We start from the raw sequence: 16,295 nt of genomic DNA on the forward strand, positions 1-16,295 counted from the left end.
GGCCCCTACTTCTTCGCCGGAGCTTTCCGAGGCGCCGCGCGCTTCTTCACGGGTTTCTTCGCCGGGCCCTTCTCGCGCTTCTCCGCCAGCAGCTCAATGGCCTGCTCCCGGGTCAGCTCCTCGATGGCCGTGGAGCGGGGCACCGTGATGTTGGTGATGCCGTCCGTGATGTAGGGACCGAAGCGGCCGTCCTTCACCACAATCGGCTTTTCCGACACGGGATCAGCACCGAATTCCGCGAGCGGTGCCGCAGCCTGCCGGCCGCCGCGCTGCTTGGGCTGGGAATAGATCTCCAGCGCCTGCTCGAGCGTGATCGTGAAGATCTCCTCTTCGGAACCGATGGACCGTGAATCCGTGCCCTTCTTCAGGTACGGACCGAACCGGCCGTTCTGCACCGTGATCTCGTTACCCTCGGCGTCGGTGCCCAGGACGCGCGGCAGCTTCATCAGCTTCAGCGCCTCTTCCAGGGTCACCGTTTCCACGCTCATGGACTTGAAGAGCGAGCCGGTGCGCGGCTTGACCTTCACCGGCTTCTTCGGAGGCTTGGGCTTGCCGTTCTTGTAGTACTCCACCGGCTGGTTCGCCAGGTCCTCTTCGGTGGGTTCCGGGATCAGCTCGATCACGTACGGGCCGTAGCGGCCGTTGCGGGCCACGATGGTCCGGCCCGTCTCCGGATCGGTACCCAGCACGCGCTCTTCGGGAGCGGCGGTCTCCATCAGTTCCACGGCCTTTTCGGCGGTGAGTTCGTCAGGGGCCAGGTCCTCGGGAACGTTCGCCCGCTCGGGCTCGGTCCCTTCGGGTGCGTCTGCGGGCAGCGGACGCTCCAGGTAGGGGCCGAACTTGCCCACGCGCAGCACAATGCCGTCGGCAATCTCGATCGAGTTGATCGCCTTGGCGTCGATTTCGCCGAGATCGTTCACGATGGTGTGCAGGCCGGTCTGCACCCGGTCGCCGTAGTAGAACTGGTTCAGCCACTCCACGCGGCCGGCTTCGCCGCGGGAGATACGGTCCAGGTCCTCTTCGAGCTCCGCGGTGAAGTCGTAGTCCACGTAATCCGTGAAGTGTTCCTCCAGCAGGCGGACCACGGAGAACGCGATCCAGCTCGGCACGAGTGCCTGGCCGCGGCTGGTGACATAGCCGCGGTCCATGATCGTGGAGATGGTGGCGGCGTACGTGGAGGGGCGGCCGATGCCAAGTTCTTCGAGCATCTTCACCAGCGACGCTTCAGTGAAACGCGGCGGCGGGGAGGTCTCGTGGCCGCCGGCAGCGATGTCTGCAGCGGTCAGGGTGTCCTGGGCCTTCAGCACCGGCAGGCGGGCGCCTTCGGTACCCTCGGCCTCGTCGTCGTCGCGGACGGCGTCGCGGCCCTCTTCATAGGCAGCCATGAAGCCGCGGAAGGTGATGACCGTACCGGAAGCCGAGAACTCGGCGTCGCGCCCGTCAGCGGACACCGCACCGATGCGCACGGATGCCGTGGAACCCTTGGCATCGGCCATCTGGGAGGCGACGGTGCGCTTCCAGATCAGCTCGTAAAGCCGGAACTCGTCGCCGCGCAGCGAGGAGGCAACCTGTGCCGGAGTGCGGAAGGAGTCACCGGCGGGGCGGATGGCTTCGTGCGCTTCCTGGGCGTTCTTGGACTTGCCCTTGTAGACGCGCCGGGCTTCGGGCACGTACTCGGGGCCGTAAAGCTCCGAGGCCTGGCGGCGGGCGGCGTTGATGGCCTGGTCCGACAGCGCCGGAGAGTCTGTACGCATATAGGTGATGTAGCCGTTTTCGTACAGCCGCTGGGCCACCTGCATGGTCACCCGCGAGGAGAAGCGCAGCTTGCGGCCGGCCTCCTGCTGCAGGGTGGAGGTGGTGAACGGCGCGGCCGGACGGCGGGTGTACGGCTTGGTGTCGACGGAACGGACGCTGAACGCGGCCGATTCCAGGCCGGCGGCGAGCGACACGGCTGCTGCTTCGTCCAGGTGCACGGCGGTCTTGGACTTCAGCTCACCCCGGTCGGTGAAGTCCTTGCCGGTGGCTACGCGGGAGCCGTCAACGGAGACCAGGCGGGCCTTGAATTTCTCGGCGGCTTCCGTGGCGAAGGTTCCCACGAGGTCCCAGTACGACGCCGCGCGGAACGCCATGCGCTCCCGCTCGCGTTCGACCACGAGTCGGGTGGCGACGGACTGCACGCGTCCGGCGGACAGGCCGCGGGCAACCTTGCGCCACAGCACGGGGGAAATCTCGTAGCCGTAGAGCCGGTCAAGGATACGGCGGGTTTCCTGGGCATCCACCATGGCGACGTCGACGTCGCGCATTTCCAGCAGGGCGCGCTGGATGGCTTCCTTGGTGATTTCGGGGAAGGTCAGGCGGTGCACCGGGACCTTGGGCTTGAGCACCTGGAGCAGGTGCCAGGCAATGGCTTCACCTTCGCGGTCACCGTCAGTTGCGAGGTAGAGTTCGTCGGCGTCCTTGAGGGCCGCCTTGAGCTCGGCGACCTTCTTCTTCTTGTCCGCGGAGACCACGTAATACGGCTCGAAGTCATTGTCGAGGTCCACGGCAAACTTGCCGACGCCCGTCTTCTTCAACTCGGCGGGCAGGTCGGAGGGCTGCGGAAGATCACGGATGTGACCCATCGACGCCGTCACCTCGAAGCCTTCGCCGAGGTACCCGGCGATGGTCTTGCCCTTGGCCGGAGACTCGACAATTACAAGCTTCTTCTTGCCGGTCTTCTTGTCCGTTGCCTTAACTGGCACTGTTCTCCTACGTAACGGGGTGGTTCAAATAAGTTCGGGGCGCTTCGTTCCGGCGCTTTGGTGCATCGGCAGTCCGGTACATCCACAGACAGTATGCGCGATGCCCCAGCACTAGGGTAACCGGAAAGCACCGCAGGCATGATCTGCACCGGGACAGGCGCGGGGCCTACCAGCGGTCCGGAACGAGGAACCCGTCCAAGACCAGATTACGCACTTCCGCGATCAGGTTTTCGCCAAACTCAGGTTCCGGGCGGTCCAGCAGGGCGGCGAGGGCTGAGACTATCTGACCCACGGAGAGCTCGCCGTCGCAGGCTGACACGAACCCGGTGAGCTCCGTGCTCATGAGGTTGGTCCGCCGCAGTCCCGCGCCCTGACGGAGCAGAATCACCCCCGGATGCTCGGCCCCGGGGCGCTGATGGCGTTCCTCCGTCACGTCGTCGGCGACCAGAAGGTGCACTGTTTCCAGCTTGGTGCGGCTGCTGACCCAGTCGAACCGGCGTACGGCGGCATCCAGGTGCGGCCCCACGGGCTGTTCGATGGGGTGGGTGATTTCCTCGAACCTGCGCAGCGGCTCGGCGCCGGGCTTCCGCCGTCGGCGCAGCCAAAGTGAGCCGAACCCCACAGTGCCGACATCCCGGGAAGCAAAATCCTCCAGGTAGCCGGCGTACGCCGCAGCGTATTCCTCGCGTTCGCGGCCCTGCGCGGCGTCGCGGAGCCACATTTCGGCGTACTCCGTAGGGGTGAGCGTTTCGCGCTGGATAACCCAGGCGTCCGTCCCGTCCGGAAGCCATTCCTCGAGCCGGGCGGACCATTCCTCGTCGCGGCCGGCCGGGATCTCCCAGTTGCCCAGCATCTGGGCGGTGCCGCCCGGACGCAGGACCTCCTCGAGGCCGGCCACCAGGGCAGCGACGATGCCGTCACCGGCCAGGCCGCCGTCGCGGTAGGTGTACCTCTCATCGTCGTCGCCGCCCGTGCGCGGAGTGATGACGAACGGCGGGTTGGAGACCACCAAATCAAACTTTTCGCCCGCCACCGGCTCCAGCAGGCTGCCCAGCCGGAGGGTGAACCGATCCTCGGGCTGGTCCGGATCGATGTCCAGCTGGGGCGCGTTGAGCAGCAGGTTGAACCGGGCGAAGCCGAGGGCACGCTCGGAAATGTCGGTTGCCGTGACATGGTCCGCGTGCCGGAGCAGATGGAAGGTCTGGATCCCGCATCCGGTGCCCAGATCCAGGGCACGTCCCACGGGCGCGCGTACGGTGAGCTGGGCCAGGCTCAGGGAGGCCTGCCCGATGCCAAGGACGTGGTCGCGGCGCAGTACGCCGGGCCGCTGGTGGCTGCCCAGGTCGCTGGCCACCCAGAGGTCACCGTCGGGGTTCCCGGCGGAACCGGTGCCGCCGTCGTCGGTGCCGTAGGGTCGCAGGTCCACTGCTGCACGGAAGGTGCCGAAGATGCGTCCGCGTTCAATGAGCCCGAGTTCCAGCAGGCCTTCGGTGCCGGTGCGCGGGAACGCGCTGTCCAGTTCGACCCGCTCAGCTGTTTCCCCCAACAGCCAAAGCTGGATGGGAACCGCCACTCGACGCGGCGATGCCGCTTCCGCTTCCGCACGGCAGGCCAGCAGGGCCGGAACCAGCTGGTCCCGCTGCAGGGCCGCCGAGGCGGCCTCGCCAAGGAACCCGGCCACACCGTTTACGGTGTATCCGGCCTCCTCCAGATCGGCGGCGAGCGCCTTGAGGAGCCAGGTGTCGCGGCTCAGGGGGGCGGAAGGAACGGAAGAGAAATCAATCACATCCCCCAGTCTAGGGCCGCGCTATCGGCGGTCCGTGCAATCGGCGGACGGGCACCCCCTTCGCTTTCCGGATGCACCCGTCCGCCTGCCGGAGAGCCCGCTACCCGGCTGTGCCCTGCACTCCGGCCACCGACGCCGGTGCTTCTGCCGGTGCTGCTGCCGGTACCGCCGGTTCTGCTGCCGGTGCCGACATAAATGCCGCCGGTGCTGCCGCCGCAGGGCCCACAGCGGAGAGCCCGTGCGCAGCCGCGTGCCGGGCAGCGCGGTAACCGAAGACCACGGCCGGTGCGATGGTTGCCCCGGCCCCTGGATAGGTGCGGCCCATGACCGACGCAGTCGTATTTCCAGCGGCATACAGGCCGGGAATGACACTGCCGTCCTCGCGGAGCACACGCGCATCGGCGTCCGTCACCAGACCGCCCTTGGTGCCCAGGTCCCCGGGGTACAGGCGCACGGCGGAAAACGGCCCCTTTTCCAGCGGACCCAGGTTCGGGTTCGGCTTCACCCGCGGATCGCTGTAGTAGTTGTCATAGACGGTGTCGCCGCGATGGAAATCTTCGTCGACTCCGGTCTGCGCGAAGCCGTTGAACCGTTCCACAGTGGCCTGCAGGGCGGCCGGCGGGACACCCATCTTCTCCGCCAGGCCCGCCACCGTGTCGTCCCGAAGCAGCAGTCCCTGCCGCGTCCAGTCCTTGCGCCCGATCAGCAGGGCGTTGAACAGGTAGCGGCGGGCGTGCCTGGCTTCGAACACCAGCCAGGCGGGATCGCCCGGTACTTTTCTGTTGTTCTCGAGCATGTGGTGACCGAAATCCACGTAGGATTCGGACTCGTTCAGGAACCGCTTGCCCGTAGCGTCCACCACCAGGGAGAACGGCATGGACCGCTCCGCAAGGGTGAAGGTGACCTTCCCCTTGGGCCCGACGGCGGTCGGCCCCCACCAGGCATCGTCCATGAGCGCCAGCGCGCCGCCCCGGGAGGCCACAATGTCGATGGCCTGTCCGAGGTCGCCTTCCGGCGCCGAGGAGTATTCCTTCTCGAGGCCCTGGTATTTTTCCCGCCATTCGGCGTTTCGTGCAAAGCCGCCGGCGCCCAGCACCACGCCGTGCCTGGCCCGAATCCGGACGTCCCGCCCCTGACGGCGGACGACGGCGCCCAGCACCGCGCCGTCGTCGTCCTGGACCAGATCCGTCAGCGGTGCCGAGAGCCAGACCGGCGTCTGCTGGTTACGCACGATGTACATCAGCGACGAGGACAGGGCTCCGCCCAGACCGTACAGCCGTTTGCCGCGGACCAGGCCCCCGAGGGTGCGGAAAACGAAGCGTGCGCCGCGGATGAACCCGCTCGGCGTAGACCAGGCCCTGGAGAGCTCCCAGACATCGTCGGTGGCCAGCGGTGCGGGAATGCCCGACGCCGCCGGACGGGACTGCTTGAACCACGGCCCCAGCAGTTTCGTGTCGAAGGCCTTCACTTCGAGGGAACGTCCGACCATGCCGCCGGGCCGGTCCGGGTAGTAGTCCGGGTAGTCCTTGGAGCGCATCCACTGCACCCCGAGACCGCCCAGGAACGTCACGACCTCGGGCACGGTGCGCAGGAACGCGAGCTTGCGTTCGCGGGAGGAGACGGGGCCGACGTCGGCAATCACCTCTTCCATGTAGGTGAGCGCGTTCTCCTGGCTGTCCTGCACCCCTGCCTCTTTCATCAGGGGGTTGTTGGGCATCCAGAGGCCGCCGCCGGAAATGGAGGTGGTGCCGCCCCAAAGCTTGGTGCTTTCCACAACCAGGACATCCAGTCCCTCGTCAGCTGCCGTGATGGCCGCTGTCAGCGCGGCTGCTCCCGATCCCACCACCAGGACATCGACTATCCGGTCCCAGTCATTTGTCGTCTTTGCGGCGTCCGCCGTGTCAACCGTTTCCATACTCCCCCGCCTTTTGGGCTGCGCCCGAATCCGGGGTGCCCGGCAGACGCCGGTTCCGCTCAGGCCTTTTCCGGGCGTCAGCGCCCGTGCCGCGATGCTAACAACGGAGGGTGGGGAAGTACATAGGCAGTTAGCCGCAACCTAAGTAATTTTCGGGCGTCACCCGTCGCAGCCGTCAGGGCAGCGGAGCGTGGCGGGGTCCGAGGCGCAGTCCGCGCAGTACAGGGTCAGCTTGCGGCAGGACGGGTTGGAGCAGTTCTCGAACTTGCTCGTGGGGGCCTGGCAACGCACGCACTGGCCGATGGTCACGGCGTCGTCCGTGAATTCGGTGTGCATCCGCTTGTCAAAGACGTAGAGCGAACCTTCCCAGAGGCCCTTGTCGCCGTAGGTTTCCCCGTACCGGACGATGCCGCCCTTCATCTGGTAAACCTCGGAGAACCCGCGGTTCACCATCAGGCTGGAGAGCACCTCGCAGCGGATGCCTCCGGTGCAGTAGGTGACCACCGGCTTGTCCTTGAGGTCGTCGTACTTGCCCGATTCCAGTTCGGCGATGAAGTCGTGGGTGGTGGACACGTCGGGCACCACGGCGCCCTTGAACTTGCCGATCTGCGCTTCGAACGCGTTGCGCCCATCGAAAAAGACCACTTCCTCGCCGGCCTTTTCCTTCTCTTCCACCAGCTGGTGGAGTTCTTCCGGGCGCAGGTGCGTTCCACCGCCGACCACGCCGTTCTCGTCCACCTTCAATTCGCCCGGTGCGCCGAAACTCACTATCTCGTTGCGCACCTTCACGCTCAGGCGCGGGAAATCCTCTGCCGAACCCTCGGAGTACTTGATGTCCATCTTCTTGAAGGCGGGGTATTCCCGGGTGGCCTTGACGTAGGCCTTGACGGCGTCCAGCTCTCCCCCGACGGTGCCGTTGATGCCGTCCTGCGAGATCAGGATGCGCCCGCGCAGGCCCAGTTTTTCGCAGAGCGCGCGTTGCCAGAGGCGGATTGCATCCGGGTCGGGAAGAGGAGTGAAAGCGTAATACAGTGCGATTCGGTTCAGTGCCACAAGACAAGGGTAGACCGAGGCAGGCATCCGCATTTCATCTCGGATGCATACCGTTCACACCGGGTGGCCGCTAGTGTGCATCTATGAGAGCGCTGGATGACGATTTGCTTGAGACCTGGGTCTCCGGGTGGGCCCAGGCCAGGGGGTACCGGACACGCCATGAGGGCCGCTTTCCGGCAGCACTCCTGCATGACCGGACCAATGACTGGGAGTATTTCGCGCTCGAGCCTTCCCACGACGAGTTCGCCGCCCTGGCTTCCTCCGCCCGGCACAGCCCTACCCGGCTGTTCACCATCGTGACTACGCGGGTTCATGAAATCCACGGCGCGGCCTCGGTGTACGGGCTGCAGATCCGTTCAAGCGACGAGGTCCTGATGGCCGCCGATATGGAGGGCCAGGACATCGAATACCCCGTGCTGCCGTGGGATAACTATGAAACCGAAAGCACCCACGAGAACCAGGTGGGTGCCGTGACGGTGTTCGATGCGGGGCAGCCGATAGCGCAGGGACGGGTCGCCGTAATCGACGGTTACGCCGTGTTTGACCGGATCATCACCGAGCCTGCATACCGGCGCCGGGGTTTGGGAAGCTACGTAATGCGGGCATTAACCGCGCTGGCCTTGGAGGACGACGCCGATTCCGGGCTGCTTATCGCCTCCTTGGACGGGCAGGAGCTCTACCGGTACCTGGGCTGGGAGTCCCTCGCCGCCGTCGTAATGTTCGAGCCGCGGCTCTGATCTTCGACCCCATTTTCCCCCGGCAGTGAACATGCGTGCCCGCCGATTTCCGGGTGGGACAATGAGCACGTGGCTCTTCATGATTCCCTGATTCCGCTGCTGGGCGGCGGCGCCGAGCCCGAGCAGCTGATGCACGTGCACCACATTCCTGCGCGCCGTGCCGTTCCCGCGCCGTGGCCCGAATGGGCGCACCCCGACGTCGTTTCCGCCTACCAGCGCCGCGGCATCCACGAGCCGTGGGCGCACCAGATGGAAGCCGCCGAAGCAGCACACAGCGGGCAGCACACGATCATTGCCACCGGCACGGCTTCGGGAAAGTCGCTGGCCTACCAGCTGCCCGTCCTCGACGCGATCCACCGCACTTCCCTCGATGACCGTGCCACGCTGGAGCCGTCCGGCGCCGTCGCGCTGTATCTGGCCCCCACCAAGGCGCTGGCCGCCGATCAGCTTGCCGCCGTCAAGTCGCTGCAGCTTCCCACGGTCCGGGCCGAGACGTACGACGGCGACACGGACACGGGTGCCCGGCGCTGGATCCGTGACCATGCCAACCTCGTGCTCGCCAACCCGGACATGCTGCACTTTGGCGTCCTGCCGAACCACGCCTGGTGGGCGCGGTTCTTCCGCCGCCTGAAATACGTCATCATCGACGAGGCCCACAGCTACCGCGGGGTCTTCGGTTCGAATGTCGCCAACCTGATGCGCCGGCTCCGGCGGATCTGCCGGTACTACGGTGCCGATCCCGTGTTCATCGGCGCCTCGGCCACGTCCGCCGAACCGTCGGATTCCTTCAGCCGCCTGATCGGCGCACCGGTCACCGCCGTGACGCAGGACCATTCGCCGCACGGGTCCACCACGGTGGCCCTGTGGGAGCCGCAGCTGACCGAGCTGAAGGGCGAGAACGGAGCGCGGTCGCGGCGCACGGTGGTCGCGGAGACTGCCGACCTGCTGGCCAATCTGGTCGCAGCGCAGGTCCGCACCATCGCTTTCATCAAATCCCGCCGCGGGGCCGAAACCATTGCCACCATCACCCGGCGGCTGCTGGACGAGGTACATCCTTCCCTGCCGGACCGGGTGGCGGCCTACCGTTCCGGATATCTGCCGGAGGAACGGCGGGAGCTGGAACGGCGGCTGCGCAGCGGTGAACTGCTGGGCATCGCCAGCACCTCGGCGCTGGAACTGGGCATCGACATTTCCGGGCTGGACGCGGTGCTGGTGGCCGGCTGGCCGGGCACCCGCGCGTCCCTGTTCCAGCAGATCGGCCGGGCCGGGCGGTCCGGGCAGGATGCGCTGGCCGCTTTTGTCGCCAGCGACGATCCGCTGGACACCTATCTGGTGCATCATCCCGAAGCCATTTTCGATATTTCGGTGGAGGCGACGGTCTTCGACCCGTCCAACCCGTACGTGCTGGGACCGCATCTGTGCGCTGCCGCGGCCGAGCTGCCGGTGACACCGGACGAGCGGGAGCTGTTCGGTCCCACTGCGGGAGGGCTGCTGGAGCAGCTGGTGGACCAGGGCTATCTGCGGCGCCGGCCCTCCGGCTGGTTCTGGACGCATCCGGAAAGCGCCGCGTCCATGGTCAACCTGCGGGCGGCAGGCGGGGGGCCGATCAACATTGTCGAGACCGAAACCGGCACGCTGCTGGGCACCATGGACTCCCCGCAGGCGCAGTACCAGGCGCATACCGGGGCGATCTACGTCCATCAGGGGCAGACGTTCCTGGTGGATGAACTCAACGAGGCCGACCACTGCGCCATGGTCACCCGCACCAATCCGGAGTTCTACACCCAGGCGCGTGACATCACGCAGGTAGAGGTGCTGGAAACGGACCGCACCTCCGAGTGGAACGGCATCCAGGTCTGCTTCGGCACGGTGAAGGTCACCACGCAGGTGGTCTCCTACCAGCGCAAGGCCCTGATCTCGAACGAGATCCTCGGCGAGGAGCCGTTGGAGCTGGAGGCCAAGGAACTGTTCACCAAGGCCGTGTGGTTTGTCATCGACGAGAAGTTCCTTGTCTCGGCGGGGCTTGCCCCTGCCGATTTCCCCGGTTCCCTGCATGCCGCCGAACATGCGTCCATCGGCATGCTGCCGCTCGTGGCCACCAGTGACCGCTGGGACATCGGCGGTGTCTCCACTGCCCTGCATGCAGACACCGAGAAGCCGACCATCTTCGTGTACGACGGGCATCCCGGCGGTGCCGGCTTTGCCGAGCGCGGCTACGAGGCGGCACGGATCTGGCTCGCCGCCACCCGTGATGCCATCCGTGCCTGCGAGTGCGACGGCGGCTGTCCCTCCTGCGTGCAGTCCCCCAAGTGCGGCAACAAGAACAATCCGCTGGATAAGAAAGGCGCCGTCACGCTCCTGAATGTGCTGCTGGACCACGCCCCGGAGGCCCTGGCCCTCACGTCCTAGCCCGGAGGTCCGGCACGTGCCCGGGCCACGGCTGGCACCGGAAGTGCAGGGACCTGCACTTCCGTTGCCACGGTGACGGTGCCGGAACGTGGATCCGCGGTGCAGTCGCGCAGTGCAGCGTTGTTGCGCGCGGCTACTTCTCCGGCCACGCCGCAGGCGTTCCCGGTGCCGGCAGCTGTGCCTGCCCCGGCATCGAGGCGACTGGAACCCTGGTTGCCGGCATCGTAGTCCGCGATAGGAGCTGCTCCGGACGGCCCCAGCCCGCGTAGGGCATCCGCACCGGCGAGCGCGGCGAGATCCGCGGCAGCGGCGGCCCTTACCGCAGCCACCGATGCCTGCACCATCACCAGCGCGGCCGCGGAGAACCCCAGCAACACCATGCAGATCGCCAGCGTGGCAACCGTTCCGGCACCCCGGTCATTCGGCTCGGTGTTAGCAGGTCCGGAGTTGGCCGGTTCCGTTCTGCCTAGCGTCCTGGCTGCCATCCTGGCTTCCGTCCTGGCTGCCGTTCTGGCTGCCGTTCTGCCTTGCGTCCTGCCCGGACGGCTGGCTTCGGCTTCCCCTTGGGCTCCGGCCACAACGTCGGATTGGGGTTTATCCGGTGGACGGAATGCCATGCGGCAGGCCTCCGTCCCCCGGGAAAGCGACGGCGTCCGCGGAGAGTTCCAGCGGGAGCAGGCTCAGCACGGGCAGGGTCAGGGAGCTGCGGACCTCCACGGCGGTCCAGCGCCCCTCAACGGAAAGGATCAGCTCGGCCGAATCTCCGGCCAGCCGCTGAACTGCAGCCGCCGCGGCGGGCTGATCTGCGCGCATGACCTCACGCGCCGCCGCCCGGGCTGCTTCCTCCAGCCGAAGCTGGGTGATACCTGCCGAAATACCGGTCAGGCCTCCCACTAGGACAAGCACAATGGCTGGCAGCGCCACCGCAAATTCGGCTGTCACCGCTCCCCGGTCGCTCTGTTTCGGAGTCTCGCGTGCCGAACCGGCGGCTGTCATCTTCTGCCTCACGTCCTGTGGTTTCCCGGCTGTGATCCCCGTTGACTCCGCTGTGATTGCTGGTCCAGGCATGTTTGTCCCGTTGGCACTTTCCCGCGCTCCGTTCCCTCCGCCTACCCCAAAGTCAGTGCGGACCGGATGAGCGAGACCAGCATGCCGCGGACCTCGTCGCCGCCCAGGATGATGGCCAGCAAACCCGCAAAAGCCACGGCCGCCAGTGTGGCAATGGCATATTCGGCGGTGGCCATACCGGCCTCCCGGTCGGTCCACGGCGGATCCGCCGGTGCCTGCGTTTCCGGCAGCGGCTTCACCAGTGTCAGGCGGGGTTTATCCGCGGCAGTGCGCCCGGACAGGCTGTATGCCCCGTGGCTGCCGTCCGATTCCGGGTTCGGGCAGGCTGGCCCCGGTCCTCCCCCGTCCATTTCGGAGGGGGCAGCGTCTCGGGATGGTGCGGAGACGGATCTGGTGCTGAGTGGCATGTGTCTTTCCTCCTGCTGAAAGGGTCTGAACTTCGATCCTGCCTCCGGCCGCCACCCGACGGTTGCAGCTCCGATACCGATGGGGACAACCCCGGTCCGGCGGCTGGTTGTGGAGGAACAAACAGGTGAAACCAGCCCTGCCCAAACCGGTCAATTCCACCCCGGCAGCAGGGACATCAGCAGCGGCACCACGGTCAAAGCCACAAACGCGGGCAGCGAACACAGCCCCAGCGGCATCACCAGACGAACCCCGAGCGCCGCTGCCCGCCGCCTGCTCTCCGTCTGTCGGCGCCGTCGAAGGGCGTCCGCCTGGGAATGAAGCACCGCAGCTGACGGGGCCCCCGTAACGGCCGTGAAGCGCAGGGCCGGACCGAGTGCCGCGAGTGCCGAGATTGGCATTCCGCTGGCCCGGGATACCCGTTCCGCGTCCGCTGGTTCCGCACCCGCTGGCTGCGCTCCCGCGGGGGCGGAAACGGCGGACAACTGCCACGCGGCATCCCAGGGAATTCCGAGGTCCAACGCCCGAAGGAGCCGCTCAAGATCGCGTGACGTAGCCGGGTCCACACCGCCGCGCAGGATGGCCAACGCCGAGGGCAGCGGTTGTCCCGCTTCCAACATCGCCGCAATCAGGTCCAGCATCAGGGCGGGGTCGCCGGTGCTGCCCTCCGACCCGGGTTCGGTCCTCTGCCGGAGGTGCTGCTGCCGCGGATGCCCGCCGGATCCGGTCAGGAGCAGGGCAGCCGTCGAAAGGAACGCGAATACCAGCAGGCCGGTCATCCGGAATTGCCCTGCACCGGAGCCTGGGCGTTCCGCACCAGCCGTGAGGACCATAGACGCCCTGCCAGCCAGAACCCGGTTCCGGTTGCCGCCGCAAGCCACCCCAGCGGCGTCGCTGTCAGGATCTGCAGCGGGTTGCCGCCCAGCAGGTAGCCCAGGAGTATCCCGCCGCCCGGCAGCCAGGTCAGGAGCCGCATGGTGGCACGCGGGCCGGCCATTGCCGCCTCCCGGTCCGAGGCGGCATCACGGGCGGCTTCCAGCTGCCCGGCATACCGGCTGAGCACAGCGGCCAGCGGGGCGCCGCTCCGCTCCGACACGCGCAGGCAGACAGCCAAACCGGACCACAGCTGCTGCAGCGCCGGATCCGTTTCCCCGTTGCCTGCCCGCTCCGCGGCGGCAAGCACCGGCACGGGACTAAGACCCAGCGCTGCCGACGCCGCGGCCGCCTTCAGCACCGGGGAAAAGGGGTGAACGGGGGTCTCCGCCGAGCCAGGGACTTCGTACAGTGTGGCTGCATCCGCCCAGATCCGGTGGGCCGAGCGTCCCGCCGCCAGCAGCCCTGCCAGTTCCCGCACCAGCAGTGCCGGGGCATCACTGTCGAGTTTTGGGCGACGGCGACGGCGAGGGCGACGCCGTCGTGGTCGTAGAAGAAGGCCGTCCGGTATGCGGGCAGACCTGCGGCGGGCAACCGGCGGCCGGGGCGGCGGAACCCCGAGCGTCAGGGCCGCTGCCGCGGCGAGGAGTACCGCGACGGTCAGCCCTGCCACGCCGACACTAACGGCCTGCCGGCACGGATCCGGCACCGTTTTCAGCGGCTGCCCGTACCTCCAGCCGCTGTTCGAGCTCGGACCACCCGCTGCCGCGCCGGTATTTCCCTCCGCTGAGGACCAGGGCCGGAACGGCAGTCAGTTTTCCGTCGGCGATCATCAGGACCGCAATCTCGGCAATGGTGCGGGTGCCGGCCGACCGGTGCAGATGGACCACCACGTCCAGCGCTGCTGCCGCCTGCAGTGCCACTGCTTCCGGCGCCATACCGGCAAGTGCACCCAATGCCACCAACCGGGCCGGCACTCCCGCGGCAGAGTTGGCGTGAATGGTTCCGCCGGCACCGTCATGGCCGGTGTTCAGCGCTGCCAGGAGTTCCCGGACCTCGGCTCCCCTGCACTCGCCCACCACGAGGCGGTCCGGCCGCATGCGCAGGGCCTGCCGCACCAGTTCGGCCTGATCCAATACCCCGCTGCCCTCCACGTTTCCGTGCCGGCTCTGCAGGCCCACCACGTGGGGATGGTCCGGTTCCAGTTCGGCTGCGTCCTCCACCAGCACCAGCCGTTCCTGCGGACCACTGATGGAAAGCAACGTGGAGAGAAGCGTCGTTTTCCCGGTGCCGGTGGCTCCGCTGACGAGAAAGTTCAAGCGTCGGCGGACAATGGCGCGGAGCAGGGCTTCACACTCCCGGTCCAGGGTTCCGCCGCGTGTCAGTTCCGCCAGGGTGAAAGACCGGCTCCGGTGAATTCGGACCGAGAGGAGCGTAGCCCCGGTGGAAACCGGGCGGAGCACTGCATGCACGCGGTACCCCTGCAGCTGGACATCGACGCAGGGACAGGAATCGTCCAGCCGCCGACCCCCGGCCGCCACCAGGCGCGTGGCAAGGGCCTGCACCTCCGAATCGGAGGCAAACCGGATAGCGGTCAGTTCCAAGCCGCGGCCGGCATCCACCCAGACCCGGTCCGGACCGTTCACCAGGATGTCGCTTACGCCGGGAAGCAATGCCAGCGGCTGAAGCGGCCCCAGGCCCTGCAGCTCGGCACGCATGCGGTCCACCGCGTGCAGTGTCCCCTCGGAACCCAGCAGCTGGCCGCTCGCCTGCACCGCTGCCGCGAGCCGTGCTCCGGTCACCGGTTCGGAGCGTGCCAGCATCCGGTCCCGCACCCGTGCCAACAGCGGATCCGGACCAAGCGGTTGGCCAAGCGGCTGACCCAGCCGTTGGCGGTGCACTCCGCCGCTTCCGGCACCGGACATACTCACGGCGCCGCTCCAACCGGCACGGGCACCACCGTCGCCAGAATCCGCTTTGACACGCGCCTGATCCGCGGGCGCCCCGCACCCGCCAGTACCTGGCCGTACTCCCGGCCCGTTCCCCGTTGGAAGGGGAGGTAACCGGCCAGCGGCAACCCCAGGGCTTCGGCCACCAGGACTTCGTCCAATCCGTTCCCGAGCGGACCGCGCACCACTACGTAGGCCGGTACCTCCCGGAGATACCGCAGCAACGCCTGCGCCCCCAGGACCCCGCCGGTCCGGCCCGGCACCACCAACAGCACCTGGTCGCAGAAACGCAGCAGCGACGCTGCGCCGACGGTTCGGCCCAAATCAACAACGGTCAGCTGATATCCGCTCCGCGCTGCATCCACGACTGCAGTGGCAACTGCCTCATCAGCCGGAGGTATCCCCGTCCCCCTGCCCAGAAGCGAAAAGCCTGCGAGCGCCGGTAAACCGGCCGCGAGCTGCACGGGATTCAGGCTGCCGCTTAGCCCCTCCAAATCCGGCCAGCGGATTCCCTCCAGATCTGCAGCGCCCAGGGCCCACTCCAAGCCGGCTCCCCAGGCATCCCCCTCCAGCAACAGCACCGATTGGCCGATCTCAGCGGCATTGGCACTCAACCAGCACGCCACGGTGGAGGTGCCGGCTCCGCCGCCGCCCAAGACACCCAGGACCGTACCTCCGGAGAGGCTGCGCCGTCTGCCCAGAAAGCCCGCGAGCCAGCCGGCTGCTGCGGGGAGAACCGCGACCCGGCCCGCAGAACTTCCCGCAGCTGCGTCCCAGACGGCGGAGTCCTCCGCCAGGCTGACCACAATGACCTCGGGTTTCCCCGTTCCTGCCGAACCGGCTCCCGCAGCGGCGAGCGCGCGCCACGGTCCTCCTTGTTCGGCCAGGAACCGGAGGTGCCCGCTGCCCAACAGCAGCACATCCGGTGCCAACGCCATCGCCTCGGGGATACCCGGAGCCACGGGAATTTCCACGCCCGCAGCTGCAGCGACCCGGGCCACTTCATCCTGCAGCGCCTGGTCCCCGGCCACGAGCACAGCGACGGCGGCGTCCCCGCCCGCCGTGCCCGACAGCCTGCGGCCGGACCGCGTTTCCGGCAGCCGTCGGGTCCGTGCGCGGCCGGCGCCCGGCCCACCTCGTTCCATGTCCATGCGCCCAACCGTCGCACCACGGACCGGTCTGATGTATCTGCCGGCCGAAACACCATTAGAAAGTGCCGCCGGCAAGAAGGTTGTGGAGGAAAGGTCCCGCCGGGTCAGGCTGCCTCCGGCTGCATCGGCTACCGTCGGAGGAATCCGATAGGGTCGGCGCTAACCGGGAGCGGACTATCCGGCAGGAACGCTTCGGCACCGACATCCC

Annotated in this window: 13 protein-coding genes; 2 read left to right on the forward strand and 11 right to left on the reverse strand. The window is 67.5% G+C overall.

Features of this window, described 5'->3' with window-relative positions:
• Nucleotides 1–5: 5 nt before the first annotated feature.
• The 4 genes from topA to N2K99_RS13810 form a co-directional block, all read right to left on the reverse strand.
• Complete coding sequence (topA, locus tag N2K99_RS13795; RefSeq protein ID WP_227919091.1) at nt 6–2,741, reverse strand: type I DNA topoisomerase; 2,736 nt, start codon at nt 2,739–2,741, stop codon at nt 6–8.
• Nucleotides 2,742–2,907: 166 nt separating this feature from the next.
• A complete protein-coding gene (locus N2K99_RS13800; protein WP_227919093.1) occupies nt 2,908–4,527 on the reverse strand; it encodes a methyltransferase in 1,620 nt (539 codons plus the stop codon).
• A 100-nt stretch (nt 4,528–4,627) separates the two neighbouring features.
• Complete coding sequence (locus N2K99_RS13805; RefSeq protein WP_227919096.1) at nt 4,628–6,442, reverse strand: FAD-dependent oxidoreductase; 1,815 nt, start codon at nt 6,440–6,442, stop codon at nt 4,628–4,630.
• Nucleotides 6,443–6,601: 159 nt separating this feature from the next.
• Nucleotides 6,602–7,495, reverse strand: coding sequence for a rhodanese-related sulfurtransferase (locus N2K99_RS13810; protein ID WP_227919098.1), 894 nt, complete (start codon nt 7,493–7,495; stop codon nt 6,602–6,604).
• 83 nt (nt 7,496–7,578) lie between these two features.
• Here N2K99_RS13810 and N2K99_RS13815 point away from each other — a divergent pair, with 83 nt between their 5' ends.
• Both N2K99_RS13815 and N2K99_RS13820 read left to right on the forward strand, forming a co-directional pair.
• Entirely contained in the window at nt 7,579–8,232 is a 654-nt protein-coding gene (locus N2K99_RS13815) for a GNAT family N-acetyltransferase (RefSeq protein ID WP_227919100.1), read from the forward strand.
• 69 nt (nt 8,233–8,301) lie between these two features.
• Nucleotides 8,302–10,641 carry a DEAD/DEAH box helicase gene (locus N2K99_RS13820; protein ID WP_227919101.1) on the forward strand — a complete coding sequence of 780 codons (2,340 nt, stop codon included), beginning with the start codon at nt 8,302–8,304 and terminating at the stop codon, nt 10,639–10,641.
• Here N2K99_RS13820 and N2K99_RS13825 read toward each other — a convergent pair.
• The 7 genes from N2K99_RS13825 to ssd all read right to left on the reverse strand — a co-directional run bounded on the left by N2K99_RS13825 (nt 10,638) and on the right by ssd (nt 16,087).
• Nucleotides 10,638–11,126 (reverse strand): hypothetical protein, encoded by a 489-nt coding sequence (locus N2K99_RS13825; protein ID WP_227919104.1) that lies wholly within the window; start codon nt 11,124–11,126, stop codon nt 10,638–10,640. The two genes, N2K99_RS13820 and N2K99_RS13825, sit on opposite strands and share 4 nt — an antisense overlap.
• Nucleotides 11,127–11,235: 109 nt before the next feature.
• Nucleotides 11,236–11,649 carry a TadE family type IV pilus minor pilin gene (locus tag N2K99_RS13830; RefSeq protein ID WP_227919106.1) on the reverse strand — a complete coding sequence of 138 codons (414 nt, stop codon included), beginning with the start codon at nt 11,647–11,649 and terminating at the stop codon, nt 11,236–11,238.
• Between the two features lie 101 nt (nt 11,650–11,750).
• Nucleotides 11,751–12,116 (reverse strand): DUF4244 domain-containing protein, encoded by a 366-nt coding sequence (locus tag N2K99_RS13835; protein WP_227919108.1) that lies wholly within the window; start codon nt 12,114–12,116, stop codon nt 11,751–11,753.
• Nucleotides 12,117–12,266: 150 nt separating this feature from the next.
• On the reverse strand, nt 12,267–12,893 hold the full coding sequence (locus tag N2K99_RS13840; RefSeq protein ID WP_227919111.1) for a type II secretion system F family protein: 627 nt from the start codon (nt 12,891–12,893) through the stop codon (nt 12,267–12,269).
• Entirely contained in the window at nt 12,890–13,660 is a 771-nt protein-coding gene (locus tag N2K99_RS13845) for a type II secretion system F family protein (protein ID WP_227919113.1), read from the reverse strand. Before N2K99_RS13845 ends, N2K99_RS13840 begins: the two co-directional genes overlap by 4 nt.
• A 7-nt stretch (nt 13,661–13,667) precedes the next feature.
• A complete protein-coding gene (locus N2K99_RS13850) occupies nt 13,668–14,912 on the reverse strand; it encodes a TadA family conjugal transfer-associated ATPase (RefSeq protein ID WP_257793639.1) in 1,245 nt (414 codons plus the stop codon).
• Between the two features lie 2 nt (nt 14,913–14,914).
• On the reverse strand, nt 14,915–16,087 hold the full coding sequence (gene ssd / locus N2K99_RS13855) for a septum site-determining protein Ssd (RefSeq protein WP_227919118.1): 1,173 nt from the start codon (nt 16,085–16,087) through the stop codon (nt 14,915–14,917).
• Between the last annotated feature and the right edge of the window lie 208 nt (nt 16,088–16,295).

Origin of the sequence: Arthrobacter sp. zg-Y1110 (genome assembly GCF_025244865.1) — a bacterium.
Lineage (GTDB): Bacteria > Actinomycetota > Actinomycetes > Actinomycetales > Micrococcaceae > Arthrobacter_B.